The organism is Paenibacillus castaneae, from assembly GCF_002884445.1.
In the GTDB taxonomy this organism is placed as follows: Bacteria; Bacillota; Bacilli; order Paenibacillales; family Paenibacillaceae; genus Pristimantibacillus; species Pristimantibacillus castaneae.
This window is the reverse complement of record NZ_KZ614144.1, coordinates 2,349,713-2,366,082: the sequence shown is the minus strand read 5'-3', so window position 1 is coordinate 2,366,082 and position 16,370 is coordinate 2,349,713. Positions and strand designations below refer to the sequence as shown.

The 16,370-nt window shown below is 41.7% G+C and carries 12 protein-coding genes; 2 read left to right on the top strand and 10 right to left on the bottom strand.

The window, feature by feature from the left end; all coding sequences use genetic code 11:
• Positions 1-191: 191 nt before the first annotated feature.
• From CEF13_RS10050 to CEF13_RS10020, 7 genes are all read right to left on the bottom strand, one after another.
• Complete coding sequence (locus CEF13_RS10050) at positions 192-794, bottom strand: hypothetical protein (RefSeq protein ID WP_102710550.1); 603 nt, start codon at positions 792-794, stop codon at positions 192-194.
• Positions 787-2,289 carry a pilus assembly protein PilM gene (pilM, locus tag CEF13_RS10045; RefSeq protein WP_166742823.1) on the bottom strand — a complete coding sequence of 501 codons (1,503 nt, stop codon included), beginning with the start codon at positions 2,287-2,289 and terminating at the stop codon, positions 787-789. Before pilM ends, CEF13_RS10050 begins: the two co-directional genes overlap by 8 nt.
• 15 nt (positions 2,290-2,304) lie before the next feature.
• A complete protein-coding gene (locus tag CEF13_RS10040) occupies positions 2,305-3,060 on the bottom strand; it encodes a prepilin peptidase (protein ID WP_102710548.1) in 756 nt (251 codons plus the stop codon).
• A 122-nt stretch (positions 3,061-3,182) separates the two neighbouring features.
• Positions 3,183-3,620 carry a type II secretion system protein gene (locus CEF13_RS10035; protein WP_208414530.1) on the bottom strand — a complete coding sequence of 146 codons (438 nt, stop codon included), beginning with the start codon at positions 3,618-3,620 and terminating at the stop codon, positions 3,183-3,185.
• A 74-nt stretch (positions 3,621-3,694) separates the two neighbouring features.
• Positions 3,695-4,903 (bottom strand): type II secretion system F family protein, encoded by a 1,209-nt coding sequence (locus tag CEF13_RS10030; RefSeq protein ID WP_102710547.1) that lies wholly within the window; start codon positions 4,901-4,903, stop codon positions 3,695-3,697.
• Complete coding sequence (locus CEF13_RS10025) at positions 4,903-5,949, bottom strand: type IV pilus twitching motility protein PilT (protein ID WP_102710546.1); 1,047 nt, start codon at positions 5,947-5,949, stop codon at positions 4,903-4,905. The genes CEF13_RS10030 and CEF13_RS10025 overlap by 1 nt, the downstream gene beginning before the upstream one ends.
• A gap of 15 nt (positions 5,950-5,964) precedes the next feature.
• Complete coding sequence (locus CEF13_RS10020; protein WP_102710545.1) at positions 5,965-7,629, bottom strand: GspE/PulE family protein; 1,665 nt, start codon at positions 7,627-7,629, stop codon at positions 5,965-5,967.
• Positions 7,630-7,884: 255 nt separating this feature from the next.
• Between CEF13_RS10020 and CEF13_RS10015 the strand changes: the two genes are divergently transcribed.
• On the top strand, positions 7,885-12,102 hold the full coding sequence (locus CEF13_RS10015) for a DUF5057 domain-containing protein (protein ID WP_166742822.1): 4,218 nt from the start codon (positions 7,885-7,887) through the stop codon (positions 12,100-12,102).
• A 104-nt stretch (positions 12,103-12,206) separates the two neighbouring features.
• Here CEF13_RS10015 and CEF13_RS10010 read toward each other — a convergent pair whose 3' ends face one another.
• The 3 genes from CEF13_RS10010 to CEF13_RS10000 are packed head-to-tail and all read right to left on the bottom strand — an operon-like array spanning position 12,207 to position 14,959.
• Positions 12,207-13,949, bottom strand: coding sequence for a hypothetical protein (locus tag CEF13_RS10010; protein WP_102710543.1), 1,743 nt, complete (start codon positions 13,947-13,949; stop codon positions 12,207-12,209).
• A gap of 10 nt (positions 13,950-13,959) precedes the next feature.
• Positions 13,960-14,460: a PulJ/GspJ family protein gene (locus CEF13_RS10005; protein WP_102710542.1), complete on the bottom strand. Its 501-nt coding sequence runs from the start codon at positions 14,458-14,460 to the stop codon at positions 13,960-13,962.
• The gene (locus CEF13_RS10000; protein WP_102710541.1) at positions 14,444-14,959 is read right to left on the bottom strand and encodes a type IV pilus modification PilV family protein; all 516 of its coding nucleotides are present in this window, start codon (positions 14,957-14,959) and stop codon (positions 14,444-14,446) included. The genes CEF13_RS10005 and CEF13_RS10000 overlap by 17 nt, the downstream gene beginning before the upstream one ends.
• A gap of 183 nt (positions 14,960-15,142) precedes the next feature.
• On the opposite strand from CEF13_RS10000, the gene CEF13_RS09995 reads away from it, so the two are divergent.
• Positions 15,143-16,366, top strand: coding sequence for an MFS transporter (locus CEF13_RS09995; protein WP_102716320.1), 1,224 nt, complete (start codon positions 15,143-15,145; stop codon positions 16,364-16,366).
• Positions 16,367-16,370 lie beyond the last annotated feature (4 nt).

Genomic DNA, 16,370 nt, shown 5'->3' with positions numbered 1-16,370 from the left:
TATGCTTCCATTATGCCCTTTTTCCTCCTTCCTAACAACCAGCGCCGATCGCTTTCCTATGACAATAGTATGACAAATCAGGTGTTTGTTTGATGAAATGAACTGTTAAATAACAAAAGCACGAAATACCTTCGCTTCTAACAGCTGAGTATCATCGTGCTTACATCTCGTTATTATCTTATTGTGCTTTCTTATGGTTCAATCGCTACCGGATTTACCGGATTTTCTAGTAAATAACCGTATGACGGATCAAAATAACTAGTAAAAGCAATTTCTGCAGACGTTAACCCGCCAACAGGAATCGAATATCTTACGGAATCTATCACAATAAGCCGCTCCTGCTTCTGCATTTGAACGATCCAGCTACGAATTCCATCATAGCTGCCTTCTACAACAGCTTGAACCTTGACTTCCTTAACGTTAGGATAGACCGGGCTCTCGCTTCCTATAATCGTATGAATGCCATTATTGTCTGTTACATTAAACGAAACGGTAGTTAGCTTTGTTTCCGTTTTTTGACCAATATCCTTTAAGCTGACTACTAATTGTTCCGTGTTATCCCAAAGCGGCAAAGCTGCTTGAACCTCTTGTTCGGGTAAATTTCCTTTTTCCTTTTTATTGTCCAACGCTTTCTGCAGTAATCCAGACTGAAATTTCAATCGGTCAAGCTCTTCATTTTGACTGCTAATCTTCTTATAAGTAGGCTGCAGCAGCATGGAAAAAACGACTAAAAGGATGAGAAACATCATGATTACGCCAAGGATTACAATCGAATGGCTCTTGTTTTTATCCATTTGATTTTTCTCCTCCTTCCTGCGTGCCTTCTCCATCCGCATTCTGAAGCAGACCCTTCCACTTCATCTCAAGTCGAGCAGTCATTTGTGTTTCTGTGCTTGTAAAGCCTTGAAGAATCGCGCCGCCAGAGTATGGCAATGTCCTCATTTTATATAAATAATCAGCAATTTGCTTCATATCTGAAAATTTCACGATTAGTGAAACGGATCCTGGTTTACTATATTCGATCGTTTGTAAAATAGCGCCGATAGGCAGCATATCATGCAGATCATCGAGAACAATGACAGCATCTTGACGGTTATCCTGTATGCTCTTAATAACTGCAAGCGGATCGGCATCAAGCTGGCTTTTTTTATTTAAATTTGCTAGCTCCTGCTCCAGCAGAGCATTGCTTCGAATCAATGATGCGGTCTCTGCTTCTTTTCTGCTTAAATTCGATTGGTTGCCCGTATAAAGAACAACAATCGTAATTAGACATACCAGCCAAATCAGACTTACAACGAGCAGCTGCGCCGGAAACAGCTTCTTGTTAATAATTCTATCCGGTACAAGATTAATCCCTTTGGCATTGCCGTCTCTTATCGCTAAACCAAAAGGAATTCGGAAATCTTCCTCTACATCATTCTTTTCCTTCGATAAAACACTTCCAAAATCAACAATCTCTACCTTCATCTCCGGCTGTAATTGACTAAACTCGGATACGAGCTTCTCTCTGCCCTTTATATAACCAGATACTAGTGTATCCGTTATTTTGGATTGTCCTTCATGAATGCTATATTGATAAAAGTTTAATAGTCTTGATATTTCCGCATTCATACTCGCAATTAATTCCGGTGCTAAACCTTCTTCTTTGATCGCGACCTCTTCATACTCATTCATAACTCGCATAAAAACAGGATTTCCGTCATGGAACATATAGATTTCAATATTCGGTTTATCTAAATTGATAAGCATCGCGCTTGTTAGCGGGACAGCCTTTTTCTCTTTGATGGCACGAGCGAGCGCAGTCGATGCAAGCTCGCAATATCGAATTCGCAATCCTGCACTTTCTAATAAAGAGACGCATTGCTGAATCCATTTCAAAGGCGACACATAAACAAGCACTTCGCTTGAACCATTTGCAGAAGCGGTGACGATGTAATCATACACAGGATTCTCAAAAGGAAGATGAAGTGCGGTCTCAATTTCAAGCTCAATAAGCTGCTTTAGTTCTTTTTTATTGGATGACTCAATCGTGAGCTTACGGATAATAACCTGTGAGGTCGGAATGGATAAAGTAACGGATGCACCTGTAAGCTTCTCGCTTTTTACCCAATGCTTCAGCTTGTCACGAAGAATCTCGATTGCTGTGAACTGATCCTCAACAATGAGACCCGATTCAAATGGCAGATAGCCGCAGCTTTCTATTTCCCGGGCTTTCTTTTTCTTGGCCTTTACGTAACGAACACCCATCTGATCTATCGTTAGACCAATTCGATTACTGCTTTCAAACATCCTCATCACATCCCGCTATTTCAATATTGATAAATAAAAGTCGATCCAATCTGATCCATAGGCGAAAGCAAGCAATGTGCCTAACGCAAGAAACGGACCAAAAGGAATGGGCTGTTTTCTCTGCACAATTCGAAATAGTAGAAGTCCCCCTCCAACTATAGTGCCTGCCAGACAGGCAAGGATGAAAGCGGGAATCAGATTCGGAAACCCTATAATCCATCCAAGCAGCATAAATAATTTCACATCGCCCATCCCCATACCGCCTTTGGTAACGATAGCGACAAGCAGCAAAAAGCCGCCGCCGATTAGCGCCCCCCATAAATGCTGCCATATGGATTCGATCGGGAAAATGCAGCGCAGTATAATAAATAACGGTGCGAATGCTAATAAAATGCGATTCGGAATAAGCATATATTTTAAATCAGATACGGTAATGATTACGGTCATGCTAATGAGCAGTAATCCAATCAACGTCTCCCAAGTGATTCCAAAGGTTAGGTACATCCATAGAAACAATAAGCCAGTAGCCAGTTCACCAAGCGGATATACAGGAGAAACAGCGGTGCTGCAATGTCTGCATTTCGCTCTCGACAATAGCCAGCTTACAACCGGTATAAGATCTCTTGCTTTCAAACGAGTTCCGCAATGCGGGCATTGCGAAGGCGGGTTCACGATCGATTGCTTCATCGGCACCCTTAATCCTACTACGTTAAAAAATGATCCGAATATAAGTCCGAGAATGAAGATGTAGAGGGAGATTAGTAGGTTCATGGTTGGTGGTCGCTTTCGTCTACAAAATATTTGCACCAATAAAAACTATTTTAATAGTTTTTATTGGTGCTTCTTCTTAAATGACTAACTTAAATTAATCTTTGTTATTATTAATTTACTGTTTATGGGGTTGGTGCAACACTTGACATAATCTCAGCTTTTGAATACTGTGCCGCAATAGTTGTTGATGAATCATTGGTATAAATTATTAAAAATGTTTTGTCATTTGCATTTGCTTTAAATACCGAATTACTTCCATCTATCTCTTTTTTCGTACTTGGTAAATAAATTGGGTCTTCTAAATACTTAGCATCTTGTATCTGCTTAATTGTAAAATCCCCAAACACACCATTTTTATCTGCAGTAGCATACAGTCTAGCAGCATCATAAATTTGACGAGCAGTTGCGATATTTGCATCTGTTTTAGTCTTATTAATAATATTACCAATCAAAGGAACAGCAATTACCGCGATAACAGCCAAAATAACGATTACCGCCAAGAGCTCGATCAGAGTAAAACCTTTTTCTTCTTTTTTCAAACGCTTCAAAATCATCTGCATTTGTAATTCCTCCTAGAAATATATTTATTTATGAATAGCAACAGATTGATGAGTAAACTCAAAACATCCTGTGCTTACCCAACGGTAGAATAGAGACTAAACATCGGCAGCATAATCGCCATAACGATCAAGCCTACAACGCCAGCCAAAAACACAATCAACAATGGTTCGATGAGCGACTTGAGACGATCAACTGTATTGTCGACGTCCATTTCGTAGAAATCCGCAACCTTCGAAAGCATTTGATCCAATGCTCCAGTCTCTTCACCAACGGCGATCATTTGGGTAACTAACGGCGGAAATACCCATGAACGCTTCAATGGCTCGGACAACGGACTCCCTCTTCTTAGCGATTCACTGGATTCGCGAATCACCTCGCCTATTTCCTTATTACCCACCACCTCCTCAACAATTGCTAGAGACTGCAAGACCGGTACAGAGCTTGCATACAAGGATGATAGTGTTCGAGTCATCTGGGCAATAGCGCCCTTCTGAAGAAGCTTGCCGAAGATTGGGATTTTCAGCTTGGCATAATCGATTACATAACTGCCCTTCTCTGAGCGCTTAACGAGCTGAAAAGCAACAATGAGGGCAATGATGGCGAGCAGCCATATATACCATTGATGAGATATACTATTGCTTAAAGACAGCACAACTTGCGTAATAAGCGGCAGCTCCGCATCAAAAGATGCAAACATCGTTACGAATTGCGGAACAACGCCCTGCAGCAAATAAATAACGGCAGCTATAGACATAATGCCGACTACAATTGGATAAGTCATAGCTGACTTAATCTTCTCTTTCGTCGTATGCGCTTTTTCGAAGAAAACGGCCAGCCTATCCAACGTTCCTTCCAAATCACCTGTTTCCTCACCTGCACGAACCATGCTAATGAACATAGGAGGAAAGATTTTCTTATGCTCCTGCGCTGCTTGCGAGAATGGAATACCGCGCAGCAGTGAGGAGTTAACCTCAACCAAAGCTTTCTTCAAAGGCTTGCTCTCAGTTTGTTCGGATAATATGGCAGTTGATTCTACAAGCGTCACGCCTGCCCGAATTAAGGTTGAAAACTGCCTGCAAAATATAATAAAATGTATACCTTTGACGGGATTGCCGATATAAATTTCTGTCGACAGCACTGTGTTTCGATTTTCTTGAACAGACAATACGGTTAAGCCTCGTTTACGCAGCTCTTCCACCGCTGAGGACTTGTCCATGCTGGAGAGCTTGCCTTTAACTAAGCGGCCTCCGATTCCCTTTACCTGATAGTTGTACTGCGGCATTAAAGACCACCCTCCACCAGATAGGACCTCGCCAAAGCAGGATCAATAATCCCCTTCTGCATAAGCTCCTTAATTGATGCATCCAAGGTGTGCATCCCTTGTGCGCGACCGGTCTGCATCACGCTTTTAATTTGATGCACCTTCTCCGTACGAATCAAATTGGCAACTGCTGGCGTATTAAGCAATATTTCAGTTGCGGCAATTCTTCCCGAGCCGTTTGCCTTCGGAAACAGTCTTTGGGAAATGACCGTGACGAGTACCGAAGCAAGCTGTGACCTGATTTGGCCTTGCTGATGGCTAGGAAATGCATCAATGATGCGATCAATCGTCTGCGGTGCATCTGTCGTATGCAGCGTTGCCAGAACGAGGTGACCTGTCTCCGCAGCGGTAACCGCAGCAGAGATTGTATCTAAATCTCGCATCTCGCCAACAAGAATAACGTCCGGATCTTGCCTTAGCGCTGCTCTCAGCCCTTTGGCAAAGCTTCTCGTATCACTGCCAACCTCGCGCTGGTCAATAATGGAAGATTCGCTCTTATGCACATACTCAATCGGATCCTCCAACGTAATGATATGCTTCTTCTGGGTCCGGTTAATATAACTGATAAAGGCTGCAAGCGTTGATGATTTGCCGCTGCCAGTCGGTCCAGTTACCAGAATTAATCCTTGCGGCTTATTAGAAAGCGGCGCAATCATCGACGGAAGCTGAAGCAGCTCCAGACTCGGAACTTGCGAAGGAATCATTCTTGCAGCAATACTTACTTTTCCTTGTTGGCGATAAATATTGATGCGGTATCTTGAATACTCGGGTATATCAAAGGAAAAATCGACCTCTCCCGCTTCCTTGAATTGCTCCATCTGTTCAGATCTTAATATAGAAGCTGCCATCTCATCTGCTTCGATATCCAGAATTGCTTGGTGCACGGTTGGAATGAGGCTGCCATTGATTCGAAGCGTAGGTGGCGATCCGACTGAAATGTGAAGATCGGATGCTTTCTGTTCATGAGCTAATTTGAGCAAATCTTTTAATTTATTATTTTCGGACATATTACCAACCTCCGCTTAATGTGCCACCGTCTCGCGCAGCACTTCCTGCAGCGTCGTAATTCCGCGGGTCACTTTCTCCAAACCATCATCCATAAGCCCAATCATTCCCTGCTTAGATGCTGAATCTCGCAGCTGCTGGACGGATGCGCCGTTTGTAATAAGCTCACGCATTTCATCATCAACATTCAACACTTCATGTATGGCTACCCTGCCGCGATACCCTGTATTGCTGCAGCTTCCACAGCCTTTGCCGCGATACAGCTTGTCCACCTCAACAAAACGGTTTTTCAGAAAAATGCGTTCTTGATCCGTTACATTGTATTCGACTTTGCATTCTGTACAAATCCGCCGTACAAGCCGCTGGGCAACTACGCCTACTAGAGAAGAGGAAATCAGATAAGGTTCTACTCCCATATCACGGAATCTCGTGATCGTGCTTACAGAATCATTCGTATGAAGCGTCGACAATACAAGATGTCCGGTTAAGGATGCGCGGATCGCTATTTCAGCCGTTTCACTGTCCCGTATTTCTCCTACCATCACCACATTCGGATCCTGACGCAGTATTGACCGAAGACCAGCAGCGAAAGTAAGACCTATATTCGGAGTTACATGTACCTGATTGATGCCTTCCAGCTGATACTCAACTGGATCTTCAATGGTAATGATATTCGTATCTTCCCGATTGAGATGCTGAAGTCCTGAATAAAGCGTTGTTGTCTTACCACTACCGGTAGGCCCCGTTATGAGTAAAATACCATACGGCCGATCTATCATATCTCTAAACAGCTGCATATTATGCGGATTAAAACCAAGCTGGTCGATCGCTTTGACGCCTGTGCTTAAATCCAATACCCGGAGAACGATTTTTTCCCCATGAATAGTTGGCAATGAGGATACGCGTATGTCTACGGCTTTGAAATCCACCTTCATTTTTATGCGCCCATCCTGAGGAAGCCTGCGTTCCGCAATATTGAGCTTAGCCATAATTTTCAGCCTAGCCGTAATAAAGCCTTGCATTTGTTTAGGGACCGTTCTTTCGGTTCGCAGCACTCCGTCAATTCGATAGCGAATCGATACATGCAGTTCACTCGGATCAACATGTATGTCAGAAGCTCTAAGCTGCACAGCCTGCTGAATCATTTGGTTGACAAGCCTAACAACTGGCGAATCTTCATCGGTTATTTCCGTTTCGCTGATCTCATCCGAGTTAGAGAGATCCACCATCATCTGATTCATCGAATCCTGCAAGCCATAATGACGAGCAATTGCACGCTGCAGCTCGTCTCTGCTGGAGATGGCCGGCTCTATTCTAAAACCTGTACTCATCCGTAATTCTTCAATTGCAAAATAGTCAAGCGGATCAGCCATCGCCACCATTAATCTTCCGCCATCCTTCTGCAGAGGAATGGCTTGATAGCGTCTTGCCATGCTTTCAGGAATGATTTGAGTTATCGACGGATCAATTTGATATTTAAACAGGCTTACGTGAGGTATGCCTAACTGAAATTCCAAAACCTCTATTAATTGCTGTTCCGTTATATATCCGTGCGTAATGAGCAAATCTCCCAGCTTTTGCTTTGTCTTGCTTTGCTCCCGCAGTGCCTCTTGAAGCTGTTCTTCTGAGATTAGCAAACTATCAACAAGTAAATCGCCCAATCTTTTCTTAATGGTTGCCATCGGCTCAACTCCAATCCCAGTATGCAAATATAGGCATTTGATTATATTCCATAGCCCCAATTGCATATATGGGGGATAAATCGGAAATTGTTGATTTTTATACTTATTTTTACAATAATTTCGCTTGTTTTTCTTGCATCATTTACCAATGTCACTTAAACTGATTATAGCGCAATTACCGCAAAATACAACAGCATTCGAGCATTATTTAGGTACTTGGAATCATATAAAAACACAATTTAGGAGGAATGTATGATGAGAGTTTCATTTCTCAAAAAAAGAGTTGCAGTCCTATTATCAGTCACCTTATTAGCAATGATTTTCACATATATCGGAACGAAACCGGATCAGGTAAAAGCTGCCGTAAATAATAGTGCAGTAACACTGAGCGTTGATTCAAAATATGTCTCTGACAGTGCAGGTACAGTTAGCGCTAATAGCAGCGACTTTTTTTTCAATGAGCTGTTTGAATTAGAAGACCACAAAAATGAAATCTATTCGATCAAGTCCAAGCTCACAGGCAGGTATCTGTCTTACAAGTCAGGAAATCTAATAAAACTATCTTCAGTCGATAAGGCTTCTCCTGATAACACTGAGAAATTCAAAATGACAAAAAATAATGATGGAACGGTATCTTTTTCTACTATTTCATCCAACCCGACTTATTTGGGCGTGTGGTCGAACTCTTTATATACCATCTTCACTAACATCAATTCGAGCCAAAAATTCACTCTCACTACAAGAGCGCTCCGTCCTACCGTAAACGTTCTTGAAATTACGGAGTCTGGCAAGTCAGATTTAACGAATATTATTGGCGGCACATCCCTTATTACCATTAAAACCTTAAGCATGAAACAATTTGTCGCCTCACGTGAACAATTAGATGGCAAATACGATGCCGTTTATATCGGGAAGGGTAATTATAAAATCAATCTACCCGCCCAGAGCTCTACGCCTGCGGATCACAAAACCGCCGACATCCAAAACGACATTACTCAATTAAAAGCAACAGAAATTATAAAAAACTTTGTGGACAAGGGTCTTCCAGTGATCCTTTATAGCGACTCGGGTAATACAATAAAGGGTATTGAGTCCCAAGCAGATGTTGGGGGTCGAAAGGGAATTTTAAAGAGTAACTTTGCTCTTTATAATGTTACGGGCTCAAAAAGAGATAACGTTATATTTGTCAATAACACCCAGATTTCTACTACAGACGCATTCGTCGCAAAAATTAACTTACTCGAAAAAGGCAACCTAAGACCATTGCTTACCGTGAATGAGTTCCCTACCGCTTATACCGCAACGTCTACAAAAAAATATGTGCCTGGCGACACTATCACATTTAAATATGCCGTTGATAATCTAGGTGATGTCAGTAAAAAAACAGTTGATATTAACTTATATATAGGGAATGACCCTGCCCTCCCTTTCACTGCTGAACATTTAGTGTCTACACAAAGAGTAACTGATAATACGGGAACGCTAACCTACAAGCTTCCTCAAGGCTACTCCGGTCTTCAATATTGGAGACTCGAGCTGTCCGATTTCAACAGTCCGCTTAAAGACATTAAATCAGGAGTATATCGTTTTGAAGACCAGCGGATCGATATTAAAGTGCTGCAAGTATTGCCTAACAACAACTCAAACAGCAATCTTAATAATACAAATAATTTAAAATCTCAATATTTGAATCCTACAACAGGCGATAAACTTAATGCCTATAGCATTAAAGTCGATACCATGTCGATAACGGACTTTAATTCAACGGGATACCAGACGCTAAACGGAAAGTACGATATGCTGATTTTTGGTTTTACAGATGAGTACAACAACTATGCTCCAATCAATGATGCAGCAACAGCCGCAGTTCAGAAATTTATAAGTACAGGCCAAAGCGTTATGTTTACTCATGACACCATCTATAAAAATTCGAACAGCCAAAGCCAAAACTGGTTAAACAAATTTCAAGCGATAACAGGACAAATCGCTCCTTATACGAATATGGGCTATGGTGCTCCAATCACTACCACTAAAACAGAAAAAGTAAATGATGGTCTTCTAACACATTTTCCATTCCTGTTAAAAGATGATACACAAGTAGCTACAACACATAACCAGTACTTCACGCTTGATTTAGAGGACCCGACGGTCATTCCTTGGTATAACATGACGGATGCTACTTATCGAACTCCAGGGGACAGCTGGAATCATTATTACACCTACTCTAAAGGAAACGTGACCTATTCCGGATCAGGGCATACCAATACCAATTTCCCTGATTGGGAGCAGCAGTTATTCGTCAATACGATGTATAGAGCATTTATGGGCTCCAATCATGCACCTCAATTAACCGTTTATAGCCCGATTGAATACAGCCAAGCATCGAATAATTTTATACCGTCATACTTAGACCTGCTTATTAACTATAAAGTTGATGATTTCGATTTGAATGATCGAGAGCTTAAAACATCCATTAATCTCATTTACGATGGGAAAACCGTTCCGATCCTTACAAACGAAAAAGTGATGACAGGCTCTACTATTAATAAATCTGTAGCCAATCCCCTTCCAGAAGGCGGAATGATGCAGGTTCAAATTACGGCCAAAGACTCACAAGGCGCAGAAGTAATCAAAGTCATTAACGTAAAAGTAGTCAAAGTGACGTCTAATTTAGAATTAAATCGTACGGTATCCAGCAATGTAGTTGATGGTACGATTGAAACGAAAAAGGCCGCAACGTTTACTTATACGCTAACGCCAAAGCCTATTCAAAAAACTGATGCATTGGCCGATGACAGAATGATCATTACCAGTCTGAAATTCACTGAAAAATTCCCAGCTAATCTGGAAATAGGTACCCTTCCTTCTGATTTCAGCAAGAGCGGCACTTTATCTTCCGGATATACGGTAACGGGTACGTTAAAGGATATCAAATATACGTTGACGGGGAATGCGTACACCGCCAATCCAGTAAGCTTCGCGATACCGGTGACGCCAGACAAGGACGATTCCTATTCCTTATTAAATGCTTCATTAGATTATAAAGATGTTGGTGAGCAAGCTTCGAGAAAGCTGCAGTTTCCATCTTACATTTTGAAGTCCATCACTAAAATCACATCTGTCAAAATCAATAACAAAACGATTTTAGTTGGTGATACACAACTAATGCTACCTACATTCACACCAGCAGAAGCGACAAATAAGCAGCTCATTTGGCAGTCTAATCGCCCTGACATTGTTTCGGTCAACAGCAGTACTGGCATTATTACAGGTGTAGTACCAGGCACAGCAACCATTACAGCTGAAACAACGGATGGAAGTAAACTAACCACTAGCGCTGTAGTAACTGTTATCAGGCCTGGATTGAACATCATAGGTTCCGACCGTGTTGCTGTTAACGAATCCATTAACCTAACTTCAAGATTGATTACAGCCGATTATGAGCAAATCCAGACTTACAGCTGGAACATTACACCGAGTAACGGAATCGCAAGCCTGAGCACAGCAACAAGCAACGCGACAAACGTTCAAGGTATTGCATCAGGAGTAGCAACAATAACGCTTAAAGTCACTACCAATCAATTGGATTCTACAAACAAATATAGAGAATATACCGTATCGAAACAGATTACAGTATATAAGAAAGTGTCTTTACTTGATTTGGAAGGCACTACCCTTTTATTAAATGAGAGCAAGCAGCTTAAACACACTATTGAACCATCAGACGCAACTGATAAACGAGTGACATGGAAGTCAAGTGATGCCAATATTGTATCTGTTGATTCCAACGGTGTAGTTACTGGAAAAAATATCGGTCAAGCAACTATTACGGTTGCCACTACTGATGGCAGCGGACTGACCAAGGATGCAGTCGTTACCGTCAGCATGCCATCGCCTGTAATTTCTGGACCAAGCAGTGTTGAATTAGGCACACAGATCGATTTATCGGCGTATACGCCTGCATCAGGCAATGATCCGATTGAGTCCGTCATTTGGAGCATTGTAGAAGGAGATACAAATGGTAAGCTCATTACGCCTTCTCGTACTTCAGCCAAGTTGAAGGGTATCAAAGCTGGTACGGTGAAAGTTATGCTTACCATCAAAACGAAGAGTAATCGGACATATACCTCTAACACATTAGACATAACGGTTAATTCGGTTACGCTTAAACTGCAACAGTCTAAAAAGATTGACCCTGGAACAAGCGCCAATCTATGGAATGAACTAACCTCCTTGCCTACGATAGGCAAAACGAACATCAAAGACTCTCTCAAATGGACGAGCAGCGATCCTTCCATTGTAAGTGTTAATGAAACGACGGGAGAAATAAAAGGCATAAAACCGGGGTCGGCGGAAATTACGGTATACTATGAACATGATAATAGAGTGCGAGATGTTATCACGATTATCGTCAACCGTCCCTTAGATCCCGTCACACCAGGCACAGGCAACAGCGGTAAAGGCAAATACTAATCCTCCCAACCTCCGAGTGCACAAGATGCGCTCGGAGGTTTTTTTATTAATAAAAAAACCCCCTCTGAGCAGCCATACATCGCTCAAAGGAGATTTCATAAGCTTTATTTTTCTAGTTTTCTGTTCCCAATCATTACGCTAATTTGTTTCACCCGCGGAAGTCCGGAATATTGGTCCTCAAAAAAGTCATCATTATAGTCGATTATAAATCGTGAATTTAATTTGCTTACGTTGGTTTGTAATGTATTAAAGTTTATTTTTCCGCCAGCTATATCTTCCGTTACATTTCCTAGAACGGCATTAATAGTTAGTTTGCCTTTAGCGAAAAATCCACCGTTTAACCATAAGGTAGAACCAACCCCATACAATTCTGCTTCACCATCTGTATAGAAGAACGCATCAAGCCTATTTTGAATTATATTGCCACCTGCATATTCACCAAAGTTCGTAAAAGCATCAAAGCGATTCAACAATATGTCCGCTTTCGAAATAAGTACTAGCTGCTTGGTCTTCCCATTTTCCTTTATTCCTTTTATTTCAGCATCCTGAACAATGGTAGCTGGTGTTGACGAGCCTATCCCCAGACAAAATATGGTGCTGTCTACTTTAATTTTTTTTCCTCTTATATTCACGTTACCCGTAACCAATATATTAGCCTTAATATTCAACTCATCAGTCGATAGATTATCGATAATCAAATCTCCGTTTACGATAAACCATTTATCAGAAGCCTTTGCCTCATTTCCATAAAGCAATTGTTTATAAATAACTCCATCAAGAGTCAAATTACCATCAAATATGATCGATTCTGAATTTTTCGAATTAAATATGCTTATATATTTATTGTATAGATCTAATTCGGTATTATATTTATTTACTTCCGTCTCATTATCCCAATCCGGAAGTGCAGGCTCACTTCGAGGAGCTACTCTTTTTACACCATATTTAGAAGACAATTGATTTATAAATGGCTCCACATTATGAACATTAAATACAGCTTTAAGGCTATCACGGGTCCCGATTCCGTTTCCAGCTGCTATAGCAGCCTTGTCTAAGAAGGATTCTTCAACATTAATCGAGATGAACTTGCTGGAATCTTTAATATTAATATTTTCATATGTGATGCCAAGCAAATTTTGAAGCTCATTTTGATCATTCATTGAAATTGACTCGTAGTCAGCCAGCACTTCATCGTAATATTTTATTGCTCTTGCTGAACTAACAAAAACACCGCCGTCTATTTTAGGATATTGAGTCGATTGCTCCAGATTTTTTGAATTATACATATATTTCGCCTTATTATCGAGCAACAGCTCATGACCAGCATATATATTCCCTAATCCATAGGCAGCGCCATTAATAATGACATCCTGCTCAGATCCAAAAGCATATTGTAAAAATTCGGGATAGGAATCGATCAATACATTTTGAACAAGCTTTCTCTTCACACCATTGACAGTTGCTTCAGAGGTTAAGGTCAATGTATAGCGCTGCTCATTACTGCCTTTAACGATTGTGATATCTTTCAATGCAGCATTAGCACCACTAAGCTCTGTACTCGTATTTTTGCCGGTCAAGGGATTGGCGTTATTTTTCAATTCGTTCATATAATCACTTAGTTCCTCAAGGCTTATATCGTCTTTTCCATCATATTTCATAACTATATTCGTTACGGCTTCATTTAATGTTTTCTCTGCTAAATGAAGACTTTGAACATCGTTTTCCCTTGTCTCCGTACGCGCAGCACCGCCAAGACTAGCGCCTAGTATGGCAACGCCAAGTAAAACAAATAGCATCATCATGAATATAACGAGAAGTAGCGCATAGCCGCGTTCATTTCGGATCATGACGTCTCTCCTAAAAACCAAATTTACTTTCTAATTTTAACTGATGCAATTTTCCGCTATAGGTTTGGTTTAATACAAGCATTATTTCAATGAGACCGCTTCTGCAGCCGGCGCCGGGTGTTTCACATACTAATTTTATCGAGGATTCATCCGAAACTTTCGACTTAATAGCGATTACACCCTGCTGTACATGCATACTTCCATTTTCAAAATAGATTTTCTCTGCACTAGCAGACTCTTTTTCATTCTCTATTAATTGAATACCGTTAGTGCCTAGAGAACGTACCATCTGGGGAGCAATCGTATATAAATCATTAATAACGGATGACATAAGCAAATCTGCTTCATCCCGAAGAGAATTTTCAACCTCAATTTTGTTGTAGGTGTTTAATCCGAATGTAATAACCGAATAAATAAGTCCGCCAAAAATGGCGATCAAGGCCATTGCGGCAATAAGCTCGATTAAGGAGATGCCTTCCTCGCCCCCAAGCTTCTTAACGTATCTTCTCATTCGTTATATATCCCTCCACCATTGTGACTTCGCGCTTATTTCGACCGCCTTCGACAGGCTCTACTTGAACGTTAATGGGGAGCAAATAATTAGACATTTTTTCACCGAGATCTTCCTTTAAATTTTCCTGATACTCGATTTCTATTTTGTAAGTAATGCCATTCACAACAGGGTTAAGAATCGCGAATAATTGATCCCCGTTTGATACTAGTTTTTGCAATTCAAGAGAGCAGCTTGTGGCATCGCAGGATATTTTTTTGTTCTCGGGATTGTCAAAATAAGCTTTAATAGTTTCAAAATTTTGTTTTTCCATGTAAAAAAGCGTGTTGCGCGCTAGATTGATCATAACCGTCTTATTCTGGTTGCCTTTGGCATAGGAAAGCGCATTGGTAAAAAAAGAAGTCATTGCAAGCGCTACAACCGATAGGATCACAAAAGCGGCCAATACCTCTATTAACGTAAAGCCAGCTTCATTCGCTGCTCTCTTTTTCATTGTCATATCGCTGTCACCTGCTTTTCTTTAACCAATAAATCGGTATGATTTTCCTTTTTCTATCCTTTCATTTTACTATAGAAGAAATTATTAATCTATCATAAAAGAACAGCATTCGACTTCATACGCCAAGCAATAAGCCAAACGGTTCATTTTTTTCCTCCCATCATCTTGTGCTATACTTTGGATATGGAACAGTGGAAAAAAAATCTTATTGTGTTGTGGTTCGGGCAGTTTCTAGTCATGGCTGGAATGACAATGATCATTCCTTTCTTAACGCTTTATTTGCAGTTTGATTTAGGGCTTAGCGACTCACATGAGATTAGCATTTGGGCAGGCCTTATTTTTGCCGGAAATTTCGTTACCTCATTTATTTTCCAACCGCTATGGGGTAAGCTGGCAGACCGTTATGGTCGAAAAATGATGCTGCTGCGCTCCGGCTTCGGAATGTCGATCGTTATGGTACTGATGGGCTTTGCTACAAATCCGTGGCATTTGCTGCTGCTTCGTATGCTGAATGGTACGATCTCCGGATTTAATCCCGCATCGATCGCACTGATTTCAGCGACAACACCCAAGAAGAACATGGGCTTCGCTATGGGCACGATTCAGTCTGGCGGTATTGCCGGCACGATTCTTGGACCGCTTATTGGAGGCTTGCTTGCTGATTCGATCGGTTTTCGTCCCATTTTCTATTTAACTGGCGGTTTCATCTTTGCTGCATCACTGCTAGCTCTATTTGTCGTAAAAGAACCCTTTGACCGAATGAAAGCAGCTGCGCGTGAATCGATATCGGTCATCGCCGGCTTCCGGCAGCTCAGTCATATCCCGGAACTCTTGTCATTGTTCGCGGTCACCTTCCTCATCCAATTCGCGATGATGAGTCCGATGACACTAATTCCGCTTTATGTTCAGGAGCTGCACGGCACGACCGCAAATCTAGCTTTCTTCGCCGGCTTTGTCGGCTCGGTAACCGGTATCTCCAATCTTGTCGCATCACCTCTGCTTGGCAAGCTAAGTGATCGTATCGGCGCTGAACGTGTGCTTGGCGTCTCCTTAATTGGCGCTGCGCTTGCCTTCATCCCTCAGGCACTTGCTGGAACGGTATGGCAACTGCTAATCGCTCGCTTCGTGCTCGGCATCTTCCTCGGCGGCCTCATTCCTGCGGTGAACGCCTTGATTCGTCGGTATACGCCAGATGGGATGGAAAGCCGCGCATACAGCTTCAACACCAGCACGCTCAGCCTTGGCAATATGATCGGGCCGATAACTGGCGGCGCCTTATCAGCCTGGATCGGCCTCCAGGGCCTGTTCATCTTATCTGCCGTTATGCTTAGCGCCAATGCAGTATGGGTATGGCAAACGCTGCTGCGCAAGCGGCCAGGCAAACCAAAAAAACGTGCTGGAGATTAATAAT

Excerpts from the sequence above, each read along its gene's own strand:
- CEF13_RS10000 (WP_102710541.1), bottom strand. The coding sequence starts at position 14,959 with ATGACAATGAAAAAGAGAGCAGCGAATGAAGCTGGCTTTACGTTAATA.
- CEF13_RS10015 (WP_166742822.1), top strand. The coding sequence starts at position 7,885 with ATGAGAGTTTCATTTCTCAAAAAAAGAGTTGCAGTCCTATTATCAGTC.
- CEF13_RS10010 (WP_102710543.1), bottom strand. The coding sequence starts at position 13,949 with ATGATCCGAAATGAACGCGGCTATGCGCTACTTCTCGTTATATTCATG.
- CEF13_RS10030 (WP_102710547.1), bottom strand. The coding sequence starts at position 4,903 with ATGCCGCAGTACAACTATCAGGTAAAGGGAATCGGAGGCCGCTTAGTT.
- CEF13_RS10020 (WP_102710545.1), bottom strand. The coding sequence starts at position 7,629 with ATGGCAACCATTAAGAAAAGATTGGGCGATTTACTTGTTGATAGTTTG.
- CEF13_RS10035 (WP_208414530.1), bottom strand. The coding sequence starts at position 3,620 with ATGCAGATGATTTTGAAGCGTTTGAAAAAAGAAGAAAAAGGTTTTACT.
- CEF13_RS10050 (WP_102710550.1), bottom strand. The coding sequence starts at position 794 with ATGGATAAAAACAAGAGCCATTCGATTGTAATCCTTGGCGTAATCATG.
- CEF13_RS10040 (WP_102710548.1), bottom strand. The coding sequence starts at position 3,060 with ATGAACCTACTAATCTCCCTCTACATCTTCATTCTCGGACTTATATTC.
- CEF13_RS10025 (WP_102710546.1), bottom strand. The coding sequence starts at position 5,949 with ATGTCCGAAAATAATAAATTAAAAGATTTGCTCAAATTAGCTCATGAA.
- CEF13_RS10005 (WP_102710542.1), bottom strand. The coding sequence starts at position 14,460 with ATGAGAAGATACGTTAAGAAGCTTGGGGGCGAGGAAGGCATCTCCTTA.
- pilM (WP_166742823.1), bottom strand. The coding sequence starts at position 2,289 with ATGTTTGAAAGCAGTAATCGAATTGGTCTAACGATAGATCAGATGGGT.
- CEF13_RS09995 (WP_102716320.1), top strand. The coding sequence starts at position 15,143 with ATGGAACAGTGGAAAAAAAATCTTATTGTGTTGTGGTTCGGGCAGTTT.